This window comes from Legionella sp. km535, assembly GCF_003990085.1.
GTDB lineage: Bacteria > Pseudomonadota > Gammaproteobacteria > Legionellales > Legionellaceae > Legionella > Legionella moravica.
Genome location: NZ_RZGU01000006.1, coordinates 131,084 through 157,545, shown reverse-complemented (window position 1 = coordinate 157,545; position 26,462 = coordinate 131,084). Strand labels below are relative to the sequence as shown.

Below are 26,462 nucleotides of genomic sequence, written 5' to 3'. Positions count from 1 at the left end.
GAATTTGTAAAAAATGACCATTTACACTTTTTGGAGTGAGCTAAATCTCGGGGTTAAAGTACCTGTGGCAGTAAATAGCATAAAACCACTCAAGAGTGGCTTTATGTTGTTGGACCATTTCTGCATAAATACTTCCATGGTACCTACAATTTAACTATAGTTCAAACAACTCTTTATGTCAAATATTTGCTCACATTGATGGGAAATATTAATAAGTTGCATTTTACAACTAACCAAAACTTTGCTTTACTGATTGATTAGCAGTGTTTGACAGGTTATAGAATTATGCCAAAAATTATTATAATGGGCTGTGGTATCGGTGGATTGACGGTTGCTCACGAGTTTGTTAGCTCCATAGATTCAAATTATGAAATTCATCTTTATGAGCGACATGACATAATTGGTGGCATGGCCAGAAGTGGTCTGAAAAACAGATGTGGCACCATGTTGCCAACAGAATATTGTTGGCGTATTTATGGGCCTAATTATACTAATTTACGGCATATTCTGAAGCAAATCCCCTTACAGCATGATGCAAGCAAAACAGTACATGATAATCTAGTTGATATTTCCAATTATTTGATAGCCGATCAACAAACGGTAGTACATATGAACAATCGGCCTGGCACTTTATTTGATTTGCGAAATGTTTTTAAAAAAATTCCATTAAAACAAAAGGTTCAGGTTTTAAATAAAATACTCTACTGTTTTTTGATTTCGACCAAGCGATTAAATGCTCTTGATAAATTGTCCTGGGCTAATTACATTAATCCGGATAATTCGCTTTGTCATGACATGAAAAAATACATCATCGATATTATGGGACCATATCTAGGTGCTGATGCTGAAAAAGTTAATGTACCCTCTGTTGCTAAAACTCTGGAGTCTTTTAAAATATTAAATCGCCCCATTAGTGTGATGAATGGACCAACGAATGAGGCGTGGTTTGAACATTGGAAAATCTACCTTGAGAGTAAAGGCGTAATTTTTCATCTAAACTCTGAAATAACAGCAATTCATGTTGAGGAGGATGAGATAAAGCATATTCTTTTGGCTGATAATACCAAAATATCTGGTGATGTATATTTCTGTTCGCTACCAGTAGAAAGTGTAACAGGACTCGAATCATTAAAAATTCCTGGAATAAGTGAGTTAGCTAAGCGTTCCTTCCAACTTATGATGAGTATCCAATTATATTTTGATAAAAAAATTAATCTTCCTTATCAAAACACAGCGATGTATATACCTGATAGTCCCTGGCAATTAGTCATTGAGCCGCAAGGATCGATTTGGCAAAAAAATTACAATGGAATAGCTGATTTATGGTCAATTGGCTTGTGTGACTCAGTTCATCCGGGACTTTTAATTAAAAAGCCTTTTGTAGAATGTTCTCATGAGGAAATTAAACAGGAAGTTTGGTATCAAATACTACAATCAGAATTTAATCAATATTTGCATTTAGATGTGGTGCAAATAATTGATTACAACGTCTGGGATACATATGTTTATAATGGAAAAAAACTAGATACTTATGAGCCTAAATTCAGTACGAATCAGGGTACATTTTATTTGCGTCCTGAAAATAAAACTCATTTAAAAAATATGTATTTTGCAACCGCTTATACTAAAACAGACACTGATATGTTTGAAATGGAAAGTGCTGCTGAGTCAGGACGACGAGCCGCAAAGATTCTTGAGCCATCAATAAAGGTAACTGGAATTCAAAGACCTTTATTTTTTAGTCTATATCGTTTAGTTGATAAAATAGTTCCTTCCTTAAATATATATCAATACAGTCCGATTTTTTGGTTTCTCGTGGGGGTTATTCCAGCATTAATAGTATTTCCCTTCTTGTTGCTGTACAGGAAAATAAGATAGGACAAAGATCCCATTAAGGACACCGGCCACCTGATGCTCCCCAAATTTGAGTAATTTCCATCCTGCAAACCTTTGCTTAAGAATTTAAATAAGTTGTAGACTATTCAGTATGAAACCTCTTGCACGTGGATATGTACATCTAGCAGCATTTTTTATCACTCTTTGTTTTTTATCACTCTTTGTGCATGCACTATACTAATCATCTACAGCAATGGGGCTTGGGCCATTTATGCCAGTGTAATTTATATAGTATAAGCCTTATTGGGCAGTATGGTGTGAGCGCCCTTTATCACACTCGTATGTGGAGTCGGCAAAAATATCTATTATTGAGACGCTTTGATCATGCAGCTATTTTTGTTTTAATCGCAGGAACAGCAACGCCCATTTGTTTACTTAAGTTAAAGAACGCGTATGGATTGCAGCTTTTATCCATCTTATGGCTAGTTGCAATAATTGGAATGGTCATGACGACTATGTGAACTCACGTACCGAAATGGGCTAGAGCGCTTCATTATGTTGCTATGGGTTGGATTGGTATTCTCTATTTTCCCGAAATTAAATCTTCACTAGACACAACAAATATCCAGTTATTGGTAATAGGAGAATTTGAAGAGCATGCGGATGATCTAACTGATCTTTTAAATACAAATAAATAATGAACAAAGTCTACTGGAAATGCGCCAGTTATTTTAATAATTAAAAAATAAAATTTTGAGCTATACTTAAAATCGAACATTCAGAGAGTGAAAATAATGACAAAAATGATTACTTTGATACTGGTTGGTTTTTTAAGTGTCTCGATTGGTTTTATCAGTGGATGCAGCACAGTTAAAGGGTTTGGACAAGATGTTTCAAAAGGCGGTCGAGAGATTCAAAAAGCTGCCAGTTAATATAAGACAGCTTTTGTTAATTAAGATCATTTAATTAAGATCAAATCGTTATTGTCAACAGTTAAGCTAGTAATCAAGCTAATGGCTAAACTGGAGTTCATTGTGCCTAAGAGAATTAAATGCAAAAATATCTTATTAAAACAAAACATCTTGGTTTACGATTTATTAGAAAAGAAGATGTTGAACATTTAAAAAATCTGGATAATGATCCGGTTGTAAAAGAATTTTTTCCAGAAGGAACCCTAAGTGTTAAGGAAATCAACGAGTTCATCGCTACGAGCCTAACCTCATGTGAGGAGAAAAACCTGCCTTGCTTTGTCATTTTTAAACTGAACTCTGGCGAATTTGTTGGAGAAGCTTACTTTGGTCAGCTTGATACTGGAGAAATGAAAATAGGCTATCTTTTTCATAAAAAACATTGGAATAAAGGCTATGCAACTGAGGTATTAAACGCCTTACTAGATTGGGCAAAAAAGCATATGGATACAGATTATATTGTTGCTTTTGCTGACAAAAATAACACCGCTTCTTTTCATGTTATGGAAAAATGTGGCATGCAGCATTATAAAGACAGTAATTATTTAAACATGGAATGCCGATTTTACAGAATTAAAATTAGATAAGCAGCTACTTATCTCGTTGCAATTATTCATGTCTTATGAATCGAATTTACATCCACGCAGAAAAAATAAATCATTTTGCGCAGCATATTTTCACACATTTTAAGTTGCTCAATGCTTATAAATTCATTTGTTCGATGTGCTTGTTCAATGGTACCCGGACCACAGATAATTGTAGGAATGTCTGCATCTTGGAATATTCCCGCTTCAGACGAATAAGAAACTTTTAAACAATCCTTGATACCAGTAACCTGGCGCACTATTTGTGTGATTTGTGAGCTTTCCAAGGCTTGAAAACCCCGAACATCTGAAGTTTTATCTAAATAAATTTCTGCCTTGAAGTATGATTTTCTCATTTTCGGTAACATCTCTTTATGAATATAATGTTCAATTTGGTTGCGAATATATTCAACTGGAAATGTAGGCAACAGTCTGACTTCAAATATAAATTCACAAAGACCGGGGATAATATTGGTTGCAGTTCCCCCGCTCACAATATTCGATGTAATTGTTGTAAATGGCACATCAAAATCTTTATCAAATGGACCATCCTCTTTTAGATGATCAGCAAGATTATGTATATACCAGATTAATTCACTTGCATATTCAATGGCATTACAACCCCGATTAGGAAGAGATGCATGAGAAGCTAATCCTTGCACCTGACAATGATATACATGTCTGTTTTTTTCTCCAGTTATCGGCTGCATATTAGATGGTTCACCCACGATGCACCCCTCTGGCTGAATTCCTATTTTTTTTAAATGCTCTAGTAAATAATCCACACCAATACAACCAATTTCTTCATCGTAAGTAAATGAAAAATGAATGGGTTTTAACAAATGTAATTTTTTAAACTCAGGTACAAGTGCAAGTAATACGGCAATAAATCCTTTCATGTCACAAGAACCTCGACCATAAATTTTGCCATCTTTCTCCGTTGCTACAAATGGGTCCGTATTCCATTTTTGTCCAGCAACAGGTACTACATCGGTATGGCCAGACAATAGAATTCCTCCCTGAGTCTGACCATTTCTGGCTGGAATTGTTGCCAATAAATTTGCTTTCAATCCGTGGGAGTGACCAGGGATAATCTGAGTATTAATGTCGTTTTGTTTAAACCATACATCAATTGCTTCTATTAATTGCATATTCGAATTGCTTGAAACGGTATTGAAGCTAATAAGTTTTGTTAGCCAGTGTAAGGTATCCATTTTGATTCCTTGCAAATGCAAGTCCAGGTAATTTTTGCATCGATTGATGAGGCCATATTTAACTATAGCGCATACTAATTAAAATACACACATATGCGAGACTGGCCCCCAAAATATTATGCCAAAAAATATTTTAAGCTTGGAAGGTTCAGCCAAAGACTAACAACATAGAGGCCGGGAAGTTATAATTGTTGCAACTGGAAATCTGGACGGAATAAACAAAATGCCTTTTATCAAGAAAGCTGTAAAGCTACAAATGTTCGGATTTGCTGGGTCAGGCTTGATAAGTACCTTGATAATGTTCGTTATGTACGTCATTTTACATAAATTGATAAACTATCAATATGCTTATTTAATATCTTACAGTATTTCAATCATTGCTCTTAATTTTATGAATACTTTTGTGTTTAAAAAATCCATATCATTTCAAAATTTTTTTGAATTTCCTTTAATCTACTTATTGCAATACCTGGCAGGTGCGGCTTCATTAGAACTTATAGTAAGGCTGGGATTTTCAGTAACATTTGCTCCACTATTAATAGTCGTTATTTTGTTGCCAGTAACTTATATTTTAAATCGGATGCTATTTTTAAAAAATTAAGATGTGGTCTACGATTTACCTAATTAGTATCGCCTGTTTCAGCTGTAAAGATGTTTTGTTAAAAAATGCTGAATTTATCTATGATTCGAAGATTTAACCGCGAGATGACAATTAATTCTGAACGAATAAATATTGCTTTGTTATTTATTTTATTAAATTGGTACATTTTTGGATAATTTAGCCTATAATTAATTAGATAAATAAATTATTTATCAATTTTAAAAGGAATTATCATGACTTTTAGAAAGGTAGTAAAATCCAGTGAAGTGACTGGCGTTAATGTTAAGAACTTAACTGGTGAAAGTCTAGGTAATATCAATGAAGTAGTAATTGATAAAGCTCACGGTAATGTGAGTTACCTTGTACTGAATTTTGGCGGAATTTTAGGATTTGGTAACAAATTCTTTGCAATTCCTTGGAAAATGTTCACTTATAATGAAGAGGAGGATTGTTTTATTTTGAATCTGGATAAAGAGCGATTAAAAGATGCTCCTGGATTTGACAAAGACCATTGGCCAAACTTCACTTCTCCTAATATAGCAACATCAATTGACCAATTTTATCTTAAGCATAAAAAAGCTAGCTGATTCTAATTTATGATACTTTAATTCATAAAATGAAGGTTTCACTATTTGGAATACTTAATTGATATTCCAAATGGAGACCGTCATTCTCAGTTTATTATGAAGGAAATTAACTTTCTAATTAAGGGGATTTTAAATGAATAAGGATATTTTCGAAGGTAAGTGGGAAGAAGTGAAAGGAAAAATGAAACAAACTTGGGGTAAATTAACTGATGACGATTTTAAACAAATTGAAGGAGCTCATCAAGAAATTTACGGCAAGCTACAACAGCATTATGGCTATTCTAAAGAAGAAGCTGAAAAAATGGTAAAGGGATTTCAGGATAAATCAAAACATAACTGATAGTTATTTCTATGTTTTATTTAAAACTGAAGTACCGATACACATCGGTAAATCAACATTAATTTAAAGGAATAAATCATGAAAAATATAATCTTATCTTTAATTGGCGGAAGTTTAATTTTAGTGACTGCAAACAGTTTTGCAGTGAGTAAAACAGATATGGATGCCAAATGGATTTGCACTACCAATGCAAGCACCAGTGAAATTGCATCTGATATTGCTGCAGACAAGCAAATGTCAACGACCCCTCTCTCTGCAACTAAGGCATACTCTTTTGCAGCAGAAAATTGTCGTGATTGTACCAAAATCACTTGTGAAGCTCAAAATTAATTCATAATTTCATTTAATGTACATTCCTTTTACCAAGGAATGTACATATATCAAACAATCAAAGACAATCTCAATACAAAAATACGTTAACATAGCCCAAGAATTTTTGCAGTACTCCCCTCAAATTCAGTAGCACGTTCCATTTCACTTTTAATCAACACCCTCAACGACCTTTATAGCGCCAACCATCTGTCGATTTAAATAATCCGAAATCCGCTGCATAGGTTTTCTCAATCGTTCCACATCACGCATGATGTATCCTGCGGTTACATCATGCGTCATTTTATGATTGAGTAAACGCTTTAAGGCATAAGCTGTTAAATCAAGACTCTCTGCAGTAGTAGCAAAGATTCTTCTTAAATCATGAACAGTTAAGGTTACTCCAGATAATTCAGCCACTTTTAACATAGCTTTTCTTGGCTCCACTATATAGCCAGTTTACTGGGAGCTAGAAAGACAAACTCAGATATTTTGGCTTGCCTGATGCCTCAAATTGCTTGGATAAATGTTGATACATGGTAGATACTATCATATAGATACAATGTAAATACATTAGGTACCAATATGACATTACATGCAAAAATTCAAAAATGGGGTAACGGTTTGGCCCTGCGCATAAGCGGTGCCATGCGTGAGATACCCCATCTTAAAGAAGGAACTGAGGTGGAAATTGAAGTCACTGAAACAGGTTTTACAGTTACCAAATCCAAGAAGAGAAAAAACTTTCCCTTCAAAGAATCAGATCTGCTAAAAGGTTTATCAGCTCAGACTGCCCATGCAGATTTACTTGCCACGCTTGCACCTAACGAGATTGGGCAATAATGTCTAAATCATACATACCTGAACGAAACGACATTATTTGGCTGGATTTTGAACCAACAAAAGGTAAGGAAATTGGTAAATATAGCCCTGCTTTGGTCTTGTCTTCTAAAGAATACAATCGGGCAACAGGACTGATTATAAGTTGTCCAATAAGCACCAGTATTCGTGGAGGTACCACCGAAGTTCCAATCGATAATCTCGATGAACCTTCTGTTGTCGCTGCCAGTTTAATCCAGACGCTCTCTTGGAAGGATAGCAAAGCAAAGTTCATTATTGAAGCCGAACCTCTAGTATTGGAAGAGGTGTTGTATCGAATTATTCCTTTGATAGGCGCTGACAGGCTTTTTCAAGAGTCTGAGTAACAATCGATTTAGGTATTTATTAATCCCGTTATAGTAGGATTAAATTTAAAAATACAATAACAACCAATTAAAATCCTAATGGAATAGGACTTTATAAAAAGTACAGGAGGTAGAGCAACAATGGGCTTGTAGCCCAGCAATTGTACTTCCTTCAATGGCAGCATTTCCAACTAATTGGTTCCATGAGTTAAATTGCGGTAGACTGGTGCATATTCTGTGGTGGTCCTATAATAGAGCAGCGCACGTCAGTAGGCGGAATTTTTATGATCTAAATTTAAAACACCGCTTTCTGTAGACAAGCTATTATAAGACATACTGCAGCCAATTGAGGACATTTTGATGCATTATTTGCAAATAATCCCTGGATGATTCTGCCCCAAAATAGTACATTAAGCCTATGAATGAAAACCAGAATTGTATTAAATTCTAAGTGAGAGAACTAATGAGTAAAAATGCGTTCACTGCGTTATTAACTACCAAACCCAACCTTTGGGAACAACCTATGGCATCAAAAAAATTGGATCTGGCCATTGCTAACCGTGATATCCAACGAGAAATAGCTGGTTCCAAAAAAATCCATAAAACATATGGAATTATTGAAAAGAATATAGTGGAAGATTATGCACAGTTGGTAGACAATAAACTCCGCATGGCTTTTTTGAACATTCCTATGAACGATTTTAGAACTGCTTCTGGTTTTGGAAATCCTGCTAAAGCTAATGCGGCAGTAAAGGAATATTATGAAGTGCATGCCCACCTGTCCTTCTTCGTCAAACAGGATATTAATCAGCATAAAGGATTGCCTGACGCACAATTGAGTGCATTCAGACGCTGGGTAAGTGTGTCTAGCCAGTTGCTTCAAAACGGTTCCTATGAAGGATTTCAACTTGTCTTTACTAACCTGCAGGCCCTGGCTACTCCCCAACTAGAGCATGGATTACCTCTGGCAGTACGTAGAGAATACAACCGCATGTGTCAACTTAATACGCCTAATCAAAACACCGCCGCATTACGCCACCACATCCAAGATCAACAGCATGCAAAGAGCTTCACTCCTTTGCTATTACGTTTTAGGGACATCAATACGTTTAACGAAAACATAGAGCAAACTCAAGACAAAAAAGAGCGTTTTGCCAGACAAGTTAAAATTCTAAATCGTTCGATTTGCAGATTAACGAGCAAACTAGAGAACGACAAAGATTCTGAATCGTTAAAAACACTCCTGGCAGAAAAACAAGCTAAACTTACACGATGTAAGCGCATCATAAAAAGAGCTGATAAAGCAATAAAAACCTTTGAGAGTGCTAAAATGGTTGTTTTAGTATCTATTGCAAACGAAAAGTCTCAACCTGTAGTCACGTTGCCAGAACATTTAGAAAAAACCTACAATAAAATCCGTAAGAACTATAAAAGTGAAGACGACTCTGAAGATATTGTTAGGGCTCATTCTACCTCTGAACCCCCTTCACCGAGAGGTCATAAGAGAGAAAAAACCTCAACATTATACTCTGAAAAAATCCTCCCAAGCTTCTTTAACCGCGAAAGGGCTTCACCGAACAAACATTGGGAAGATGTTTACCAAACTCGTCCAAGAGGAGTTTCTATTTAATTAATAGATACATGCACTTCTTTATTTGATTTCTATCGCTCTAAGAATTGAAATAAAAAAATTAAAATACTGCGCAAATTGCGCAGTATTCCTAGCTTTTTTCTTGCAACCAGGTGGCCAGTTGCGTTCTGATTAAATTCAAAATGAAAAAAAACCGGTTGGGTGCTGCCCTTCAAAATGATAGTTAAAATTTAAGCGGTTTCGTCGATAGGCTTATCTGAGCACAAAACTTTGAAATGCCGGGTGTTTGTTGTCATTAGCCCCTACGAATGCAAAAAAGCGTGGACAAGATCTTTGCAATTGATAGATGCAATCTTTTGCCTCTTTAGGAACAACCATTTTGGACAATTCCAGTTTGTAACCAACTTCTGGTAATGTAGTACCTGCCAAAAGTTCGTCCAGTTGTGACGTTGTAAGTTCAATCATGTTAATCTCTCCATTCGTTTGCAAACCCAAAGTAATATGCTCCAAATTCTTGCTCTTGCGCAAAAACCATTGTTCAGAGTTAATGATAGGATTGGCATCGCATTCAAATATGAGAAAACTGGTGTACTCCTCTCTAATCACTTTGAGTAGGTCTTTTTCATCAACTGTAAAACTTTCATCATAAGGCTCTGCAGAGGCAGGTTTAGTTTTATTCTCGGGGAACATTAAATTGTTTGCCTCTGGAGGGAAGATAAGTTTGGATAGTTCAAGTATCCCTTGATTATTTTTTAACCATTTCGAGCTGCCATCCAATAGGTTATTCAGCTCTTGCTCAGTGACCCGTACCCATAAAGGCTTTCCATCCTGCTGAATACCCAGAGTCACATGGTAAGGCATGCTGCTTTTTCTTATGAACCATTGGTCGCTCGTAACAGGAGGATTTGCAGTAATATCAAAAATGAAACTATCTCTTAAACCCTTTCTGACCAGTTCCAGGATGCGATCTTCGATAAGTTTGTCTTTGAGATCGGACTGTGATGCACTCATTATTTAATTCCTCTTTGTAAACAGGTCGACATTGTATCAACATCAATCATGGTGATCAATAATAAGCAAGTCAAGGTCAATGAAGAACAAATTCATAGACAATGGCAACCTTCATTTGCACATGACCTTACTCAATGATCTCACTTTAAAATATTTATTCTAAACTAATAAGTAACCTCAATTGTTTGAGTATGATTAACTGCAATTGATATCCATAATCAAACATACCATCATTTACTTACAAATCTGTTGATTTATTATCTCATGGAGAATGATCGATGAAATTCCTTTTAATTCTGTTGCTTCTGGCTTCCTGTTCCATTCCTGATAAAGAACAACCAAATGCGACATTCATCGAACTTCCACAGTTTATGGGCAATTCCGGCTTGGTACTTGAATCCAATCAAGGCAATGATTTTACCTTCTGGTCGCTGACGGATCGTGGACCGAACGCAACAGAGTTTCTTTCTTCAAAAAATGAAATTATGAGACCCTTTCTCAATCCTGCCTTCCACCCTTATTGGACTCAGTTTTCAGTAAACCTGAAATCGAAAAAAGTAAAAGTACTGAAGAACATCTCAACTAGCGTAACGGGGCTGCCAAATCAGAAGGGAGATGAAGTTCCTGTTAACGCCCAAGGAACGGTTCTAAAGTTTGATCCCAATGGAATGGATCCTGAATCGATGTGCAAAACATCTACAATAGTCTGGATCGGAGAGGAATACAGGCCATCTATTGCAAAATTTACTACTGAAGGAATACTCCTTAAGCGCTATTCGCCAGGCAAAGGCTTGCCTGAAATTTTCGCCCAAAGAAAACTCAATCGTGGGTTTGAAGGACTGTCCTGCTATGGCGACAAAGTTTATGCCATATTGCAAAGCCCACTCTCGAATGAAAAAAAACTCGTTCGTCTCGTCGAGTTTGATCCGGCAACTGAACAAGTAACCCGTGAATTCCTTTATCCGTTAGATGCTCCAGAAGCGGATAAAATTGGGGATTTATCAGTCACACGAGACGGAACATTTTATGTCATTGAACAAAACAGTCTTACTGGACCAAACAGTTTCCATAAAATTTTCAGTTTCAAATTAGGTAATGCTCGACTGCTTCAGAAAAAACTTGAGCTGGATCTGACAAAATCAGGTTTTGGTTTTGCTGATAAACTCGAAGGACTTGTTGTTACGGATGACTATTTCTTCGTCGTAAATGATAATGATTTTGGTTTGACGAATGATAAATTCGATCCAAACCGTAAAAGTTACCTTGGAGTTTTCCCGAGGTAATTATTAAATCTTGATTGGGGTATGCAGAAACTTACTCACCAGTGTCTGCCCTTCTTTCAAAAAATTGTATTTAGAAAAAGCAAGCCACTATTGAAAATAAAATATACATACAATACAATTTACCAGCATTTTACAACAGGATTACATCATGCATCCAAATCTCGCGAGAGCTTTACACTATCTCAACATCAACACAATCTCCCTAAGAGATGCCCAAGGAAATGTTATTGGCAAGATTGAGCCCAAAGAACATGCTGCAGCACTTTTTACTTGTTTGGAACTAGCTGGTTATTTAAGTTCGGAACTATTGAAAAAAGCCATAGACTACCTGGCGGCCGCCAAGTCGTTTGGCTGTTCAAGTGACGAGCTAGTAAGCCAGTTGAATAAAGCTTGTTTACGTGCACGAGCTAATGGCGATTTTGATACAGACGTTTTTTTTGAATATTTTTGTAATGATCCCCGCTTTAAGGTTGAGGATATTATTGATTTGATAGTATTTCTGCAACAAACAGCTTTTGACAGGAATTTTGGCGTAGAAAGAGACCAGCTACAAGCCAGGAGCTGGCTTGAGCAGCATACAGACATGTTCTGTGATTTAGTGACCAAAATGGGGGTTGTTACTCCCCTGCCTCCTATGAAAACTTCTTATTGTGGCACAGCGATTATGGGGGCCGCCTCCGTGCGAGTCATACCACGAATTGAATATTTTAACCGATTGTCAATAGACTGCGGGCCGGTTTGGGCCCTTAGCGGCAATAGAGAATTATCCAAAGGCCTGGATAGCGAGGAAGTCATGCTGACCGTCGCGGAAGCCGCCGGAAAAAGTGCTGAATTTGTTGAAAAAGGCAGCGGAGCTGCACGAAGAACCTTTCTTGAAGGTATTACTGAAACAATGATGGTTAATTGCCTTTTGGAGAAAATGTGCTCAGGAAAACCAATTGCCATACTTGACAGCGGTGTACAAGAAGGCCACTGGCGCGCAACGACGGCTCAGGCAGCAAAAGATATCGCCGCAATTATGGTGAAAAAGATAATCAATGCAGAGCTGAGTTCGGATATAGAGGGTATTTATCGTTTTATGATCATCGCTGAGCAACCTTATTCTGGACGAATGGCGCGACAGGTACAACGTGCTTTTGACACTGAATTGAAGCGACAGGGTCATAGTTCTACGATTAATTTCATTGTGGAAGGTGTTGGAGAAGGAATTCAGCCAAGCGAACTGACTGATGTCGCTTTATTAACGAGAGTGAATTCAGAACTGGGTTCTCTGATGGCCGAACGATATCATGATGCTCGCCTGAGTCTGATTGAAAACAACCCCGGTCTAAATTTACGAGCTCCTGATATCTTAATGTTTTCAACACGTGATAAAGCATATGCTACGTTACAAGAACAGGCGTCACAACAAAATACTGCCAGTTCATCATCCAGTTTTTCTGCGGCAATTTAGCAAAAGCAGTCTGGTTGCTTGAAACTGAATCGTCTACAAATATTCGAAAATCCAGTCCAGTTCTACTCTTCGGATTCCGCGGTCACTGCCGCGGAAATTCGAAATGCAGCATATACTCGCATCTCAAACGAATTCCCGCGGCTGTGACCGAGGGATCCATGATGGTGGCATTCAACTATTAGATCCCCCGGTCTTCGCCCCGGGAATTCGGCTAAGATTTATTTAACGGCAGCTTCCTAATGCCTAAACATGGTTGATCCAATATTTTAGCACTGCCGTTCCGCAATCAAAGCTGCGAGACGTAGGCAAAGAGGTGCTCAAGAGACAGTTGCTGCAAACACTTGATTTTATTCAATAATATCATTCTCTTTACGATAGAACATCAAGAGGACAAGAAAAAAACGTAATCACAGACCTAAAAGATTAGAGATCATTTCAGTGTATTGAATCAGCCATTGTCAGGATTAAGAATTTTAGCGACGGTGAATTTTATTTGTTGTATTATTTTGATACAATGCATTTTTTTAAAAGAATATTGAACTTATGGATGCACTCAAAAGCAAGTCTGCTGCTATTTCAGCTACCCAAGAACTAAAAGCTCTTTTTGAAATCGACAAAAACAACAGACAAGCTGCCTGGTATAGTCGCCTTATAACATGCCTGCCTCACGCTATTTTTATTAGTGGAGAACCGGAAATAATCTTCAATCGTGCAGGCCTCACCTACTATAATCTTGAGTTTAGCGAAAACATCTCTGAGGACCTCAGTAGTAAGCACTGCTATACCATTCCTGAGCTCATCGATAGCTTTTTAATTAACGAAGGAGTTGGAATAAGCATTGAGGCACGTAAGCCAAATCAAGCGATTGATCTCAGCTATGGCGACGTCCTGGGTTTTCATCTTTACCGAACGTTTGCTGAACCAGAGAAGCATCCCTTCAAAACGGATAAACCTCATGCCACTATGATTCCCCAAGGCACTGACATTCACCTCAGCAACGTGCCGGAACAGATCCTGCCCTCTGCCTCAATAAAATTGCTTGAAGCCATAATGCACCATTTTGGTATTAAGGATCCCCAAATCAAGCTCCTCTTTCTCCCGGAAACGGATCAGCACGAATTAATGTTCTCAATTGACACCAATCAATTTCCATCCCAAACAATACAGGCTTTGCTCCAAAAACTAGGCTGGTTCTTACCGAGATACTACTCCTATTTGGCTTGTGATTAGATGGCCTTTAAGTTCGATATCAGCTTTAGAATGAAACGCAAGGAATTCCCGATTCCACGCCAGCCAAACGATAACTGTATTATTTATCATGTTTCAGGTTAAATTTATTGAATACGTTAAAGCCAGTTATAGCATTAGATCACCTGTGCACACTTTAAAGGCCGCATAAATGTCGAAATTAATGATAGAAGCAAAAGGACTTGGTTTTCATCCAGCACATAAACCCAATCCGCTCTATACGGATTTGGACGTTTTCTTAACGGATGCTACCCACTTTCTGGTGGGTGAAAACGGCTGCGGCAAATCTACCTTGGCGAAAACACTGGCGCAACAATCAACACAAGTAACTCATTTTGGTATCGTGGGTTATTTGAATCAAGAGTTAAATCCTTTTTCAGGCACAGTTGCTGAAAAGTTGAATATAGACTCTATTCTGCGTGCCTTGCAGCGTTGTGAAGAAGGAAACCTGACTGAAGAAGATTATGAAATTCTGGAACACAATTGGGATATCAAGTCCGTTCTTGAAAAGCAACTTAATGCTTATGGCTTGCCTGAAACTATCATCAACGAGCCTTATGTATCGTTAAGTGGCGGTATGCGCACTCGTCTTAACCTGTTGCATCTGGAACGGCAGCGTTGTGATTTTTATATCCTTGACGAACCATCCAATCATCTCGACAGAGCAAGCAGAGACTGGTTATTGCAATGGATAAAAGCACACCCTTTCTGCCTAATTATCAGCCATGATTTAACCTTATTAAAACAGAGCGACATCATTCTGGAGTTGAATGCTAAAGGCTTGCACCGTTATCAAGGAGGCTGGGACGATTATCTCGCGTCCAAAAAACAAATGGAGCTGGAATTAGAAAGAAAAGTGGCTCAGACTCAGCACGTTATGGTAGAGAGTTTAAAGGCAAAACAAAAAAATCAGGAAACCCTGCAAGCCAAACAAAACAAGGCTCATAAGGACAGGCATAATACCAATCAGGCTAAATTGATTTTAGACAAAAAGAAAGCAACAAGTGAGGCTACTGGCGCAAGAATTGCGGGTTTGAATGAAAAACGGGTTAACGATGCGAGTAAAGCCTATGCCGCTGCAAAACAGGAGTTAATTGAGCTAAAACCTCAAGCGTTCAGAGTCTCCCCAGTTGAGTCACACAGCAAACAACATCTAATTCTGGATGAGCTTATTTTGCCTCATGGCTATAACAAACCCATTAGTTTTCAACTGGCTTGCGGCGAACATTTATGGTTATCTGGCGATAACGGATCTGGAAAATCTACTTTATTAAAAATCATACAGGGTACTGTCCAGTCCAAATCAGGCTCGGTCATGCGCCCCAAAGATACAGCATTTCTCGATCAGCACTTTACCTTTCTCGATCAGGAAGACAGTGTATTGAATAATTTTTCACGTTTATCTCCTGGTTTAAGTGAAGCAGAATACAGAACGCTACTGGCACAATTACGCTTACGAAGAGAATCAGCACTGCAACCTGTATCAACCCTGAGTGGAGGAGAAACTCTAAAACTGGCCCTTGCTGTATTATTCAGCGGCCGCAACTCCCCTTCCCTGCTTCTTCTTGATGAACCGGATAACCATCTTGATCTGGCATCTAAGGAATTACTCATCAACGCCTTAAAACAGTATCAAGGCTCCATGATTCTGGTCAGTCACGACATCAATTTTGTCAAGTCTCTTGAAATCCATTGCGAATTTCATTTGCCAATGTCCTAATCAAGAGCCTATCAACATCTTCTGAATCCATTAAGCCGTTAGATCCAGGCTTCCATTGTATTAGGCTCTGTGAACAAATTTTTAATATATTGCAAATAAGTTGTCATTGCGAATGAAGTGAAGCAATCCATTACAGCGTGTTAGCGAAGTATCGATCTGGATTGCTTCGCTAACACTCGCAATGACGGTTTTTTATGCAATAATTAAATGTTGTTCACGGAACCTAGTAAAGTCCCAGTATTTATAATCTCTAAATGGTCCGTGGATTCCTGAATGATCAGAAACAATATCGCATAAAGTGCGAAATACAGGCTGAGTGAGGAATGATTCTGTTGTCGATGCTTCCTCTCAATAAACATTCGAATCCATAGGGCTCCAATGTGTCTTTTTGAACAATAGGCTGACAGAAGGTGGTCAAAGAACCATTTTTTATAAGATCGACTAACCACTGCGACACAAATAAACCAACCAATTTTGCCAGCGAATAACTGTGGTTCAAGATGATTTCTGCTCCGAAATTTGCCTCTAAAGCAGGTATTAGCAATGCTTTCGAATCGTCTAGCTCCACTTGAGAAAAACAGCTGTTGATAATTTGGCCCAGTTGAAAGGCCTCTTTGGCATAAAAAAATAAAGTAATTACATTATCATCTTTATGGATATTATAATTATTGTCTGCCAACTGATTGAGAAGCTTGGTTGAACTATGTCCTCTGGGCGAAGCAATGATCAACTTGTATTGTCCAGATAGTTCAAAACTACGCAATGAGTCACATTTTTCGCATGGCATTTTAGATCCTTCAGTTAATCTGCTCCTTACTTAGTCAGTATAGTACTTATTTATTCAAAGCACCTTAAGCTGTGTAAGGAGCTCCTTTATTGTGACTGCCATAAATAAATCTCATGATTTAATTCAGGTAATTCAGTAAATATTGAAACCATTTACTATACTTAGAAAATAATACCCATCATGAACTGCTGTTTCAAAGTTAAGTACTATTGGTGATGGCCAAATACAGCGATAATGTGTCGGATAGGATGCATTTTTTGGAGACAAAATATGCCAGCATCAAGAAAGATGGCTGTCATTTTAATATGTTCTGCCGCTTGTGCGGGAGTTCTATGGATATGGAGCTACTATGCCAGGCAACCCTCAGTTATAACAATTAAAATAGGTGCCCTGTTGCCAGCTTCAAATGGTGATTTGGCTGAAAATCGCAAAATGATGATACGAGGCATGGAACTGGCAAAAGAATTCATCGATGCCAAATACAAAGGACAAGTGAATCTCGATTTTGATTATCAAAACGGGTGCTTTGCCAAAGAATCTATTCCTGCGGTTCAAAAGTTCTCCCATGACAATGTCCCGATTATTGCCGCATCATTTTGCCTCTTTGGGCATCTGCCTATTCTGCCCATAACCGAAGGGAATAAAATCATTACGTTCAATACAGCCGCCAATCCTGACGAGGCTTTAAACCTAAAATACGCTTTTTCTACAAATGTTGAGGTCAAGGATGAAGCCCAACGACTTTCCCAGTTCGCATGCAACCAGTTAGGAGCCAAACGAGCAGTTACAATGTTCCTGGATACTCCATTTGGACATGATTATGATAAATATTTTACTTATGATTTTAACCATTGCGGAGGTGATGTAGTTGGAAGTTTTCCTAATGCCCCTGATGGCAAGCAATTTAAGTCGATAATCAGCCAAATTAAATTATTAAAACCAGACATCATTATCACCGCTCACTTTGGACTGCCTCTAGCGATGTTTATTAAAGAAGTGAGACAAGCCAAAATCAAGGCCCCCATTTTAGGAAACTACGAAACAGAGGATCCAACCGTAATCAATTATGCTGGTGATGCGGCCGAAGGAGTGATGTTCTCCTCTTCAGAACTGAATGAAAAAACTCCAATAATGAAAGATTTTAAAAGGCGCTATATTCGAAAATTTGGTGCGGAACCTAACGAGTTAGTTACTAATGTTTATGATGATGTACTACTTTCAGTCGACAGTTATCTGGCCTGTAATAATGACCGGGATTGCATGGCAAACTATTTGCACCAAATCAGCAATTATCAAGGTGTCAGTGGAACCATTACAATCAATCCAAGTGGAGCGACTAATAAGCCCACTATATTCAAGATGATAAAAAACCATACTTTTATACCGTACCCAAAATACCAGGTAAAAGAATGAAAATCAAAACGATGTTACATCTATTTTTTTTAGTGTCGGTATTGATATCTACTAGCCTGATTAGTTTAATAATTGTTCAAAAAAACAACCTGGATCGAATGATAATAAAAGGGAGTCTAGCAAACGAAATCGTCAAGGTGATCAGCCAACGGGAAAAAATTATCAGTAATTACATTAATAGCCATCAGACCGAAAATATCATCCTGTGGCAGCTCATGTACGAGATAACAGCCAAACTGCTCCAGTCAGATGCATTTGACACACAAGAAGAACAAGAGATTCTTGCGAGTATGCGTGAAGATAATGTAGCTAAAAATAAAATCCTGACTGAGTTATTTATTTTCGTACAGAACAATACAAAAGAAGTAACAGGTAATGCTAACAGCCAGATAGTGCTCAATAAATTTAAATCTCAACTATTGAGACTTAGTGAATCAATCATGGCAGATGCTTATCGATTAAATGAAATCAACCAAAAGAACATCAAAAAAACCTTGGAACTGGTTGATTTGATTGTAATGTGCTCCGTATTAACTCTGGTTGTGCTCTGCTTTTTAGTTTTATTGTCATTAAAGAGAAAAATCTATACCCCTCTTTTAATGCTTAACGAAGGAATCAAGAGTATTGGAGAAGGTGATTTGGACTTTAAAATCAATGCTCATCGAAATGATGAAATGGGCCAACTGATTAATTCGTTTAATGAAATGGCACATAAACTGAACGACAGAACCATTGAACAAGAACAGATCCGCAACAAACTGGAGAAATCAAATCGAGCGAATGTATATATTGCTCGACATGATTCACTAACGAATCTTCCAAACGGAGTCTTAGCTAAAATTTTCTTAAATAATGCCATTGAACATGCGGAAAAAACAAACACGATTGTTGCGGTGATTGATCTTGACCTGGACAATTTTAAACGCATCAATAACACCATAGGCCATTTAAAAGCCAATCTATTGATAAAAGAAGTAGGCAAGCGGCTTCTAAAAGTAACGCGCAATAATATTGACCTTGTAGCACGATTTGGCGCAAATGAATTTTATATTATCATCCCATTCATTCAAACGAAACATGAGGTTACAGCTACCACAGAACACATTAAAAAGGCGATTACAAAACCATTTAGCATAGATAAAAAAGAATTTTATCTTACAGCTAGTATTGGCATCAGTCTTTATCCCTTTGATGGTCAAGAGGTTAACATGTTAGTTGAGCAAGCTGATTTTGCCATGTATCAAGCCAAAAATATGGGCAGAAACAACATTCAATTTGCCCTTCAAGAATTAAGAGATTTAGAGAAGAAAAAAGGTGAAATGGAAGCAGAAATGCACCATGGAATCCACAATAATCAATTTATTCTGTACTATCAACCCATCGTCGATACCCAAACTCTGGCAATTAATGGAATGGAAGCGTTAATTCGCTGGAAAAATGATAAAGGGGAAATTATTAACCCGGAAGAGTTTATTCCCATAGCGGAACGATCTGATCTAATCGTTACAATGGGGGAGTGGGTTTTAGAAACAGCCAGTAAGCAATTTAAAGAGTGGCAAAAATACGGTTTGCAAAGTATGGATATTAATATTTCAGTGCATCAATTAAGTGATCGATTATTAGAATTTACCAAAAAAATACTGAAGCAATTGGAACTGCCAGAAGGCAGTCTTATTTTTGAAATTACTGAAACCGTACTAATGCAACAAACTGATGTGATGCTTCGATTTAATAAAATCCTTACCGAGATGGGGGTTTGGGTGTCCATTGATGATTTTGGTACTGGCTACTCCTCATTTACTTATTTAAATAAATTCAATATATCCAATCTTAAACTGGACATCTCATTTATTAAGGACGTTAATAAAAATAAAAGAAAAGCGGCTATTTGCAAAGCCATTCTTCAAATGGCGCGTACATTAAACATAAAAACCATAGCTGAAGGAGTAGAAACCAAAGAAGAATTTGAATTTTTAAAAGTACATGGTTGTGATGAATCCCAAGGCTTTTATTTTAGCAAACCGCTCCCTCCTGATGAAGTAGAAAAATTATTACAACGCAATGCACGGGGCTATTCTGTATGGGAGGAATTTCCCCGCTCTGTTGGCTAATGATAAGGGGCGTCTTATGTTCGGGAGTACGTATTCTAAAAATAAGATGGGGCATAGTTAATTGATATTCTCTTATTAAGCTTGCCACTGGAAATCAAATCTAGTGACTTAGTCCCAATGATACTGAATAAAGCCTCAAATAACCCAACACATCCGTATACAACCGATTATGGCCGTGGAGATTCGTTCATAGCTAATCGTTCAATGTCATCCATTTCACCCACATCTGTAATTTTATTTCCGTGGAACAAAATATCAAGTGAAGAGAATATCTGTTTTAACCGAAATAACTCAAGAGCACCTTCCTTGCCAATCTCATTAAATTGAACGCCGATCTCCTTGATATTATTGAATTGGCGCAACTGCTCATACAAAATTTGAGCACCTTTGTCGCCAAGATTATTATTATCCAAATCAACTACAGAAACATCAGGATTGAGCTGTTTTAGAGTATTGAGTACTTCTAAAATTTCATCATCATTAATGTCTAAATTTGCCAGATTCACTTTAGTGTGCTGTGTAGTTCCAGTAATTTTTTTTAATATCTCTGGCCTCATAACCCCTCCAATCTTGTTAAACTCATTCAATAATTCTCATCATAATACCAGGGTCTGTTGACATTTCATCTGTTTGTTCCTACTTCCCGAGCTTTACCCAGATCAATGGTCAACAGACCCCAGCATAGCCTATACATTTATGTGTCGCCAGTTTACGTTGATGGCTTGGCATCACTAGCATCCAAATATGTTTCTTGTTGCTCAATCATGCTTTCTAAAGCTTTTATTGAGGATGTTTTTAGTCCAAAATTTTGAGTAAACCAACCTTGGGCTGTATTGAGCACATCGGCCTCAAAGGATGTTTTTAACTCCTTTTTTAAATCGTTTAATTCTTCTTTCGTAGATGCCTCCTGAATTCGAATTTTCAGATCTTCTAAAATTTGTGTTTTTAAATGATCTCCCTTATAAGCCTTATATTTGGATTTAAAGTTTTCATACTCCATACTGGTATTAGATTTTTGAAACTTAACCTTATCCAGAGAGACTGTATAGGATTGATGATCTCGTCCGCTTGAGGGATCTGTAGTTTTGTAGGCATAGCGGTTCTTTACAAAATCCAGAAGGTATTCAAGGGGTGTGCGTGCTACATCAAACACTTTGCAAGAATCATTTCCAAAGGGAAGCAACCGAAATGAGCCTGCTTGCTGTGACACATTTTTTTTACATTCTACTGGTGAACAACGCGGATCAACATGCATCATGTTGGGCCCAATACTTTGTTTGGCATTAATGCGAACACAATTAGACACAACAACGTGTGAGACAGGCTGCTTTGTAAGTTCAGGATTTTTCTTTACCAAATCAAAGTAATTGCTCCTCGCAACTCCACGAAGATGATCCAGACAAACATCAACTGCTGTTAGAAATGGGGAACCACCTGGAGTTTTGCAGCGTACTATATTATTAAAACTGAATTCCGTTGCCACACCATTAATCATAATTTGAGGCATAGTAACATTGGGTTGATTTTTATCCAGTACCGGAAGTGTATTTGTGTCACCACGTCCATCCGGAATTTTATACCGAACATCCAGAGTTGAAGTATTACTTTTGACAATTAACTGAACATTTGGTGTATTGCCACAAGTAATATGAGGGGTGACGTTCATCACTTTGCCGTCATCTGTTTTGACAGCAAAAGAAGCCAGTATCAACTGTACACCTGGTGAAAGTGTTTTTGCTTTGTCACTTATTTTATTTTGCAAAGCTTCGAATTCAGTTAAAGTCAGAGGTTCTTTCGTATAAAAAAAGAATTCATTAGTACTAAGACGCATCACATAATCAGGATCTACATCTGAAGTTCCCAAAATACGGCAGTTATCTTGATATGAGCCTTCAGCATCATCCATTAATTCATGAATACTCCGTTCTAACCGTTCAACCATATTTTTGCGTTCATTATCGGGCATTGGCGCAGCGGGTATGGGATCATTGGCAGTAAGTGCTTCTCCAACAGGATTGTCTCGATTCATAGTGGCGATCACCGCTTTTTCCTGAATCATCAATTTTTTTCTGACCATAATGCCTTTCAGTTTAATCAATGCATGATTAAATTATAGACAGTAAATTTGCATTAATGTCAAAAAGAGTTGTTTTGGATCGATTTCAATGCATTTATTTCACTGATATTTGTTGTTTTTTTATATTTGTGGAACTCGTTTAAGAACAGATTAATTGATTTTGAAGCCCCATTACCTTCCTGAGCTCATAGATCACGAAAATATAATGGCTGATAATGGTCTATCATAAATGATAAGAATAACGAAAATCAGACAGATTTTAACCAGGTTCCTGAACAGATGTCTCCATTATTTGGATCTATGATGATGAAAAAGACTCTATTTCTTATTTTTATGTGCCTGCATCTTAATGCGCTCGCTGCAACGCTTGTCATCAGAGGCCAACCACTACCATTAGAATACAAAAATAATATCTACTATTGGCCTCTCAATCTTGCAGCAAGCCCAAATGGCAAAAACTTGTTTATTACGATGGATGGCATCAACAAGTTATGCTTTTTGAATACAGCCCCTCCTGGCTTATTGGAGCAAATGTCCGAGATTAGTATCAACATCAAAGGTCAACTCACCAATTGGAACTGCTTCCCATACATCACTACAATACATGAAGTTCGCCCATGATAGTGGCTGGATAGATTTTCAGAAAATGGACGTGATGAAACCCAGGTGGTTTATCTCAGCAAGCCACTGCCCCTTCGTTAAAGTAGAACGATGATTACAACATAATGTCCAAAGAGATACCGTCTAATAAAGAGCATACCTCAATCACAACTTCAACAACCTTCACCAAAAAAGACTCATAAAAAAACCAAGTGGCCACTTTTGAGTCATAAGCGACAATTTTGTGTTATGATATAAGCCATTTTAACCAGATGGTAAGCTATTATGCCAATTTTGACTGTGAATCCAACTCTATTGTCGCCCGAACAAATGGATGTTTTTATTGCTTTGCTTCAGCGTTTTCCCCAAAAACAGGTATGGGAAAGAGAGACAGAACACGATCTGGGACTAAATTATTCTCTTAATCTAACCCACCACATCATACAAAGAGACCGCAAAAAAGAGAGTTCGGGAATCAGAAGAACGGGATATCGCTATGAGATTTTGGACAACACGGCCCTTGTAAAAAGTCGGTCGACACAAATTTATCCCTCTTATGCGACCCTGGCCGTTGATATTAATCATCAAACAGAACTAAAAATCAAACAGCCCGGCAAAAAGCGCCTGGTCAAAATTCAAGATTTTATTCTCATGTCTAAATCGTCAAATCGGGCGTCTGCATTCATCGAACAAGAAGCCATCGTACTGGAAACTCTTCCACACCTGAGCGGAAAACCGTTGGTTATGAAATCACCCTACGCCTACACAACCATGCGCCAAGTACCCGGCAAGGAATTGTACTATTCTATTGAGGGTGATGCCAGTAAAAAGACCATCCTGACTTTAGAGCAACGATTTGGCTACAGTTATGCCGTTCTAGAGGCATATGTCGATCAAGTGTTAAAACCGGGTTGGGTTCATAGAGACATTAAACCGGAAAATATTATCATCTCAATGACTCACCCACCGAGAGCATATTTTATTGATTACGGTTATGCCAAACCAATAGGCGTTTATGATGGCATGGACTGCGGCACAGCAGCGTATACTGCTCCTGAGATATTTGATTGTCAGGAAGCATCAACTGCCAGCGATGTGTATTCACTTGCTCGTGTTTTGGCATTAATCTGGGGTGATTATGTAGGACATTATTGCGCCCCTGGCAATGAGCGCGAGGTAAACGCGTTTTTTAAATTACATTCGGGTTATTTCACTTATTCCAGATTATTCCATAATGGTACCCTTCCGGGTCTGACTGAAGCAGAAAAGACTCAAATCAGAACAACGCTTACCAAAATGTCTGCTTTAAAACCCAGTGATCGCATGGTCGTTACTGATGCTTTGAAGGAATTTAATCAGATGATATCTCGCCGCTCATCGCATGGACCAGCAAGCGCAGCATCAAGTAGTGTACCAGAAGAAACAGCAAAGGAAATACCAAAACAAGCCCCTAAAAGTCTAATCGCCATTCATGAACATTTAACCGGGCTAAAAAGAAAAATCAATACTGTTGCTGAATCACAAAACCCTGATGTCGCAGATTTACTCACTTTCGTATATCTTGCACTTGCAACAGAAACAACAGCACTTGAACAATTACTCCAGGAGGGACCCTGTTCCAAAGTGCTATTTGATTCATACAAAGCGAGGTGTGCTCTTCATATTGATTCATTACGCTACAAATTAAGCCAAAGTCAAAACGACATCATGAAAAAATTGACCATTAGACTCGATCTTCTCGCCGGTTACATTAACCTGGCATACACCAATTACAACCAAAATCTGAGAATAGGCTTTTTTGATCGATTACAACAAAAGGTACAACCTGAGACAATAGAACAAGACCTTGCACAAGAAGCATCAGTTCCGATTATCTCAGGATAAGCAGATAGAATGGGATGACAAAAACTGAAATACCCGGGTGGCGTGAATAAATGATGTATTCTCAACACCGCTCCGCCCGGATTATTGGAGCAAATGCCCGAGATTAGTATCAACATCAAAAGTCAACTCACCAATTGGAATTGCTTCCCATATACGACAACTATATATGAAGTTCGCCCATGATAATGGCTTGATAGATTTTCAGAATCACGTTATAAAACACTTCTTAAATCTGTAAAATCATTTTGCCTATGCCTCACCTATGGCAACTAACGAACTGCTCTAATCGAGGTTAGCAGGTTTAAGAATGTCAAAAAATGAGCTGAAGTTGTTTGAAGAATCATTACATTGAAATTAGTCCTCATGGCTTACTCAATTCAAACGCTTGAGCATCAGGCAATTGGAAAAAGGTTTTAACAAGGAGTTTGCTGTGAAAAAAATAGCCCACATTAAGGTACCCAGTCGAGGTACAGTCCCTGAAACAACGATTTACACCCACATTACCTATGAAAGCGAAGAATCACTAAAAACAAAACCGTATTTATTGATGATTCCAGGCGGTCCTGGAGCCAATCACTCAAACTACAGTGATTACGATTGCCTGCAAGAGAAAGCCAATATCATTTACTACGATCCTCGCGGATGTGGTTTAAGTGCCAAGGGTGATCCCTCGACCTACACCATGGATAATAATATTGACGACATCCACCACATCATTCGGGAATTAAACCTGGATCAAGTCATAGTATTAGGTAAATCCTGTGGAGCAATGCATGCCCTTGGTTTTACCATACGCTACCCTGATCAAGTAAGCCGTTTAATTTTAGCAGCGGGTGCACCAAGCCATGCTTTTCTGGAAACAGGTAAATCAATTGTATTAGAAAAAGGCACAGAAGAACAAATTAAGGTATGCGAGACCTTATGGAGTGGATCTTTTAAAAATCAGGAAGAAGTTGACCATTATTTTTCGGTCATGAAGCCTTTTTATTCCTGGAAAATAAGACACAATGAACCAGTAGATCGCCCTGCCCCATTATATCCTTATAGTTTTGATGCGCTTAATCAAGGATTTCGTACTCAGGTTTGGAGATTTGATTTTCAAGATCAATTGTCCACAGTCCAATGCCCAACGCTTGTTTTGGTAGGTGAAGAAGATTGGATTACCTCTCCAGTCTATTCAAAACAAATGGCTGAAGGAATACCCAACTCCAAACTAATCATTTTTGAACAATCAGATCATTCAATGGAGTCGGATGTCCCTGAACAATATTTTGGAGCTATAAATACGTTTATTCCATCACTACCACTTGAAAAAAATCCTGATTTGTTATTTTTTAAAGAGCAGAAAGATAGCACGGTTCACGATGCGTTGTTAACTTGTTCACCCTGAAAGGACACCAAAAAATAACTAAAAAAAATTGATTTTATCTCTGTACATGACAAAAAACCTGTCTTGCCCGCGCAAGCGGGCAACCATTAGGCAATTGGCACTGCGGTAAGTTGAGATAACTCATTGTCATACACTAAAAATCATATCATCTCGAACACCGAAAGAAGGTGATATGGAGTGTGTCAGCGAGTTGAAAGTGGGTTTAAATGTGGAAAACAATAATCCCCACTGGCTCTTTGGCATCGGCTTATTTTGATGAATGGTTGCCCGC

The 26,462-nt window shown here is 37.9% G+C and carries 24 protein-coding genes and 2 pseudogenes; 20 read left to right on the top strand and 6 right to left on the bottom strand.

Annotated features, from left to right (window positions below; all coding sequences use genetic code 11):
- The first annotated feature begins 285 nt into the window (after positions 1–285).
- The 4 genes and pseudogenes from ELY21_RS05480 (at position 286) to ELY21_RS05465 (ending at position 3,391) form a co-directional block, all read left to right on the top strand.
- Positions 286–1,878, top strand: a complete 1,593-nt coding sequence (locus ELY21_RS05480) for an FAD-dependent oxidoreductase (RefSeq protein WP_127107602.1) — start codon at positions 286–288, stop codon at positions 1,876–1,878.
- Between the two features lie 158 nt (positions 1,879–2,036).
- A pseudogene (locus tag ELY21_RS16005) lies at positions 2,037–2,357 on the top strand (hemolysin III family protein); the annotation flags it as partial.
- Between the two features lie 273 nt (positions 2,358–2,630).
- Positions 2,631–2,768, top strand: coding sequence for an entericidin A/B family lipoprotein (locus tag ELY21_RS05470; RefSeq protein WP_127107598.1), 138 nt, complete (start codon positions 2,631–2,633; stop codon positions 2,766–2,768).
- Between the two features lie 119 nt (positions 2,769–2,887).
- Positions 2,888–3,391: a GNAT family N-acetyltransferase gene (locus ELY21_RS05465; RefSeq protein WP_127107596.1), complete on the top strand. Its 504-nt coding sequence runs from the start codon at positions 2,888–2,890 to the stop codon at positions 3,389–3,391.
- A 26-nt stretch (positions 3,392–3,417) separates the two neighbouring features.
- On the opposite strand, the gene argE is transcribed toward ELY21_RS05465, so the two are convergent.
- Positions 3,418–4,602: an acetylornithine deacetylase gene (gene argE, locus ELY21_RS05460; protein WP_127107594.1), complete on the bottom strand. Its 1,185-nt coding sequence runs from the start codon at positions 4,600–4,602 to the stop codon at positions 3,418–3,420.
- A gap of 223 nt (positions 4,603–4,825) precedes the next feature.
- Between argE and ELY21_RS16000 the strand changes: the two genes are divergently transcribed.
- From ELY21_RS16000 to ELY21_RS05445, 4 genes are all read left to right on the top strand, one after another.
- On the top strand, positions 4,826–5,203 hold the full coding sequence (locus ELY21_RS16000; protein WP_370272504.1) for a GtrA family protein: 378 nt from the start codon (positions 4,826–4,828) through the stop codon (positions 5,201–5,203).
- A 233-nt stretch (positions 5,204–5,436) separates the two neighbouring features.
- Positions 5,437–5,790, top strand: coding sequence for a PRC-barrel domain-containing protein (locus ELY21_RS05455; protein ID WP_127107592.1), 354 nt, complete (start codon positions 5,437–5,439; stop codon positions 5,788–5,790).
- 133 nt (positions 5,791–5,923) lie between these two features.
- Positions 5,924–6,130, top strand: coding sequence for a CsbD family protein (locus ELY21_RS05450; protein WP_127107590.1), 207 nt, complete (start codon positions 5,924–5,926; stop codon positions 6,128–6,130).
- A 78-nt stretch (positions 6,131–6,208) separates the two neighbouring features.
- Positions 6,209–6,460, top strand: a complete 252-nt coding sequence (locus ELY21_RS05445) for a hypothetical protein (protein ID WP_127107588.1) — start codon at positions 6,209–6,211, stop codon at positions 6,458–6,460.
- 150 nt (positions 6,461–6,610) lie between these two features.
- Here ELY21_RS05445 and ELY21_RS05440 read toward each other — a convergent pair.
- Positions 6,611–6,942 (bottom strand): annotated as a pseudogene (locus ELY21_RS05440) (integrase); the annotation flags it as partial.
- 82 nt (positions 6,943–7,024) lie between these two features.
- Here ELY21_RS05440 and ELY21_RS05435 point away from each other — a divergent pair.
- The 3 genes from ELY21_RS05435 to ELY21_RS05425 all read left to right on the top strand — a co-directional run bounded on the left by ELY21_RS05435 (position 7,025) and on the right by ELY21_RS05425 (position 9,253).
- Positions 7,025–7,282: a transcriptional regulator gene (locus ELY21_RS05435; protein WP_127107586.1), complete on the top strand. Its 258-nt coding sequence runs from the start codon at positions 7,025–7,027 to the stop codon at positions 7,280–7,282.
- A complete protein-coding gene (locus ELY21_RS05430; protein ID WP_127107584.1) occupies positions 7,282–7,644 on the top strand; it encodes a type II toxin-antitoxin system PemK/MazF family toxin in 363 nt (120 codons plus the stop codon). Before ELY21_RS05435 ends, ELY21_RS05430 begins: the two co-directional genes overlap by 1 nt.
- Before the next feature lie 502 nt (positions 7,645–8,146).
- The gene (locus tag ELY21_RS05425; protein ID WP_127107582.1) at positions 8,147–9,253 is read left to right on the top strand and encodes a hypothetical protein; all 1,107 of its coding nucleotides are present in this window, start codon (positions 8,147–8,149) and stop codon (positions 9,251–9,253) included.
- A 213-nt stretch (positions 9,254–9,466) separates the two neighbouring features.
- On the opposite strand, the gene ELY21_RS05420 is transcribed toward ELY21_RS05425, so the two are convergent.
- Positions 9,467–10,225 (bottom strand): hypothetical protein, encoded by a 759-nt coding sequence (locus ELY21_RS05420; protein WP_127107580.1) that lies wholly within the window; start codon positions 10,223–10,225, stop codon positions 9,467–9,469.
- A gap of 278 nt (positions 10,226–10,503) precedes the next feature.
- On the opposite strand from ELY21_RS05420, the gene ELY21_RS05415 reads away from it, so the two are divergent.
- The 4 genes from ELY21_RS05415 (at position 10,504) to ELY21_RS05400 (ending at position 15,929) form a co-directional block, all read left to right on the top strand.
- Complete coding sequence (locus ELY21_RS05415) at positions 10,504–11,508, top strand: esterase-like activity of phytase family protein (protein WP_127107578.1); 1,005 nt, start codon at positions 10,504–10,506, stop codon at positions 11,506–11,508.
- 148 nt (positions 11,509–11,656) lie between these two features.
- A complete protein-coding gene (locus ELY21_RS05410) occupies positions 11,657–12,961 on the top strand; it encodes a hypothetical protein (protein WP_127107576.1) in 1,305 nt (434 codons plus the stop codon).
- Between the two features lie 543 nt (positions 12,962–13,504).
- Entirely contained in the window at positions 13,505–14,191 is a 687-nt protein-coding gene (locus ELY21_RS05405) for a hypothetical protein (protein ID WP_127107574.1), read from the top strand.
- Between the two features lie 169 nt (positions 14,192–14,360).
- Positions 14,361–15,929 carry an ATP-binding cassette domain-containing protein gene (locus ELY21_RS05400; RefSeq protein WP_127107572.1) on the top strand — a complete coding sequence of 523 codons (1,569 nt, stop codon included), beginning with the start codon at positions 14,361–14,363 and terminating at the stop codon, positions 15,927–15,929.
- A gap of 277 nt (positions 15,930–16,206) precedes the next feature.
- Here the strand turns inward: ELY21_RS05400 and ELY21_RS05395 are convergent, their stop codons facing one another.
- Positions 16,207–16,716: a hypothetical protein gene (locus tag ELY21_RS05395; RefSeq protein WP_127107570.1), complete on the bottom strand. Its 510-nt coding sequence runs from the start codon at positions 16,714–16,716 to the stop codon at positions 16,207–16,209.
- 270 nt (positions 16,717–16,986) lie between these two features.
- On the opposite strand from ELY21_RS05395, the gene ELY21_RS05390 reads away from it, so the two are divergent.
- Together ELY21_RS05390 and ELY21_RS05385 are read left to right on the top strand one after the other, a co-directional pair.
- On the top strand, positions 16,987–18,129 hold the full coding sequence (locus ELY21_RS05390; RefSeq protein WP_158618516.1) for an ABC transporter substrate-binding protein: 1,143 nt from the start codon (positions 16,987–16,989) through the stop codon (positions 18,127–18,129).
- Positions 18,126–20,240, top strand: a complete 2,115-nt coding sequence (locus ELY21_RS05385; RefSeq protein ID WP_127107566.1) for a bifunctional diguanylate cyclase/phosphodiesterase — start codon at positions 18,126–18,128, stop codon at positions 20,238–20,240. Before ELY21_RS05390 ends, ELY21_RS05385 begins: the two co-directional genes overlap by 4 nt.
- A gap of 167 nt (positions 20,241–20,407) precedes the next feature.
- On the opposite strand, the gene ELY21_RS05380 is transcribed toward ELY21_RS05385, so the two are convergent.
- Both ELY21_RS05380 and ELY21_RS05375 read right to left on the bottom strand, forming a co-directional pair.
- Positions 20,408–20,797, bottom strand: a complete 390-nt coding sequence (locus tag ELY21_RS05380) for a hypothetical protein (protein ID WP_127107564.1) — start codon at positions 20,795–20,797, stop codon at positions 20,408–20,410.
- A 152-nt stretch (positions 20,798–20,949) separates the two neighbouring features.
- The gene (locus tag ELY21_RS05375) at positions 20,950–22,317 is read right to left on the bottom strand and encodes a hypothetical protein (protein ID WP_127107562.1); all 1,368 of its coding nucleotides are present in this window, start codon (positions 22,315–22,317) and stop codon (positions 20,950–20,952) included.
- Positions 22,318–22,596: 279 nt separating this feature from the next.
- Between ELY21_RS05375 and ELY21_RS05370 the strand changes: the two genes are divergently transcribed.
- The 3 genes from ELY21_RS05370 to ELY21_RS05360 all read left to right on the top strand — a co-directional run bounded on the left by ELY21_RS05370 (position 22,597) and on the right by ELY21_RS05360 (position 26,191).
- Entirely contained in the window at positions 22,597–22,938 is a 342-nt protein-coding gene (locus ELY21_RS05370) for a hypothetical protein (protein ID WP_233588668.1), read from the top strand.
- Positions 22,939–23,202: 264 nt separating this feature from the next.
- Positions 23,203–24,801 carry a serine/threonine-protein kinase gene (locus ELY21_RS05365; RefSeq protein ID WP_127107560.1) on the top strand — a complete coding sequence of 533 codons (1,599 nt, stop codon included), beginning with the start codon at positions 23,203–23,205 and terminating at the stop codon, positions 24,799–24,801.
- A 430-nt stretch (positions 24,802–25,231) separates the two neighbouring features.
- A complete protein-coding gene (locus tag ELY21_RS05360) occupies positions 25,232–26,191 on the top strand; it encodes an alpha/beta fold hydrolase (RefSeq protein WP_127107558.1) in 960 nt (319 codons plus the stop codon).
- Positions 26,192–26,462: the final 271 nt, after the last annotated feature.